This window comes from Microbacterium sp. (genome assembly GCF_031988965.1).
Taxonomy (GTDB): Bacteria; Actinomycetota; Actinomycetes; order Actinomycetales; family Microbacteriaceae; genus Microbacterium.
The window spans coordinates 1-2,027 of the sequence record NZ_DALZXX010000022.1; the positions used below are offsets into that span (position 1 = coordinate 1).

General features: G+C 71.3%; 2 protein-coding genes. One reads left to right on the plus strand and one right to left on the minus strand.

The window, feature by feature from the left end:
* The coding region (locus RTM68_RS06890; protein WP_312169511.1) for a DHA2 family efflux MFS transporter permease subunit at positions 1–1,299 on the minus strand (1,299 nt) is incomplete at its 3' end.
* A 170-nt stretch (positions 1,300–1,469) separates the two neighbouring features.
* Here RTM68_RS06890 and RTM68_RS06895 point away from each other — a divergent pair.
* Positions 1,470–1,901: a helix-turn-helix domain-containing protein gene (locus RTM68_RS06895; protein WP_312169513.1), complete on the plus strand. Its 432-nt coding sequence runs from the start codon at positions 1,470–1,472 to the stop codon at positions 1,899–1,901.
* Positions 1,902–2,027: the final 126 nt, after the last annotated feature.

The following is a 2,027-nucleotide window of genomic DNA, read 5'->3' on the forward strand; positions in this document are numbered from 1 at the left end:
GCCCCGTGCGCTGCCGGCTCCGACGACCGAGGCGAACACGGCGGTGCCGAGCGCCCCGCCGAGCTGCAGCATCGTGGCCTGGAACCCGCCGGCGACACCGGCGAGATGCACGGGAGCGCTGCCGACGACGGCATCCGCGCCCGCCGTCATGGTGAGGCCCACGCCGAGCGCGAGCGTGACGAAGGGGATCGCCATCGCGATGTACGGAGTGTCGACGCCGATCGGCGTGAGCGCCACGAGCGAGAGCGCCACGAGCGCGAGTCCGATGGTCATGGCCACGCGCGTGCCGAGGCGACTGACGAGCACGGCGCCGATGGGCGAGGCGATGATCGACACGGCCGACAGCGGCAGCAGCATGACGCCCGCCACGACCCCCTCGACCCCGCGGAGGTTCATCAGGAAGAGGCTCAGGAAGAACGTCACCCCGAGCAGTGCGAAGAAGTTCGCCCCCACGGCGAGCCCGCCGATCGAGAAGCCGGGCTCGCGGAACAGCGACATCGGCAGCAGCGGATGCGGGCTGCGGAGCTCGACCAGCACGAAGGCGGCGAGCACGACGAGGGCGCCGCCCAGCACGAGCAGGGTGCGCGCGTCGCCCCAGCCCCAGTCCTCGGACTGCACGATCGCCAGCACGACGCCGGCCAGTCCGATGGCGAGCAGGACGACTCCCGGCACGTCGAAGCGCACCGTGGAGCTGCCCGCGGTCGATTCGCGCACCACGAGGGCGGTGACGATCACGGTGATCACCGCGATCGGCGCGTTGATGAAGAAGATCGACTCCCAGCCGAGTGTGGCGACGAGCGCGCCTCCCACGATCGGGCCGGCGGCGATCGCCACCGACGAGACCCCGCCCCAGATGCCGACCGCCATGCCGAACTTCTCGCGGGGGAAGGTCGCGCGCAGGATCGACAGGGTCTGCGGCATCAGCAGTGCCGCGCTGACGCCCTGCAGGGCACGGAACGCGATCACGCCCGCGGCGCTGCCGACGAGGCCGATCGCGACGGACGTGACGGCGAACGCGATCACCGCGACGATGTAGACGCGGCGGCGGCCGAAGCGGTCGCCGAGCGTGCCGCCGACGATCAGGCACACGGCGAGGCCGAGCAGGTACGCGTGGGTGATCCACTGCAGCTGGGTGAACGAGGTGTCGAGCGAGGCCGCGATCGCCGGGTTCGCGATCGAGACGACGGTGGCATCGAGGCCCACCATGAACAGGCCGAGCGAGACGGCGATGAGGGTGGCGATCGGATGCCCGCGCAGAGCCTTGCGAGGGGGTGCCGTGAGTGCGGCGGTGGAGGTCATGAGGAGTGCTTTCGTCGTTCGGTCGGATGCAGGGCGCGACGAGCACAGGGCTTCGCGAGGAGCGCCGTCGGGTGCCCGGAGGACCTGGGTGGCAGCGACGACGGCTACACGAGCGCCGCCGGCCCTCGTGCCGGTCGCGCTCCCTCAGAAGCGTATGAAACAATACACAAATGGATGCAGAGACGCCAATCGCCGATGCGGTGATGTCGATCGCGCACCGCATCGAGCCGCGCGGACTCGCGCTTCCGAGTGGGCGTCGACTGACGCCGCGGGAGATCCTGGTGCTGCACGAGGTCTCGGTCGCGCCGGGCGTCACGGCGACACGGATCGCGCGGAGTCTCGACCTTCAGCGCAGCAACGTCAGCGCGCTGCTGCACGGCCTCGAACGCGAATCGCTGCTCGTGCCGGTCCCGGCTACCGAGGGGCGGGGCGCGGGCTTCGCACTCACGGAGCAGGCGCTCTCGGAGGTCGCCCTGGTGCGCGCGCATCGTGCCGAGCGGCTGCGCTCGGCATCCGACGATCTGCTGCGCGAGGTCGCGGCACTCACCGAAGTGCTGTCCGGGCTGTCGGACGCGATCGGCCGGTCCTCGACCGTCGACTGAGTCACTCGTGCTCGGGCAGCACCGGCGTCGACCAGCCGGGGTCGCGCCCGATCTGCGTCGCGCGCCCCATCGACTGCGCGCCGAAGCGGTCGCGGATCGCGTCGAGCGCCGTGTCGATGCGCTCAC

Excerpts from the sequence above, each read along its gene's own strand:
- RTM68_RS06895 (WP_312169513.1), top strand. The coding sequence starts at position 1,470 with ATGGATGCAGAGACGCCAATCGCCGATGCGGTGATGTCGATCGCGCAC.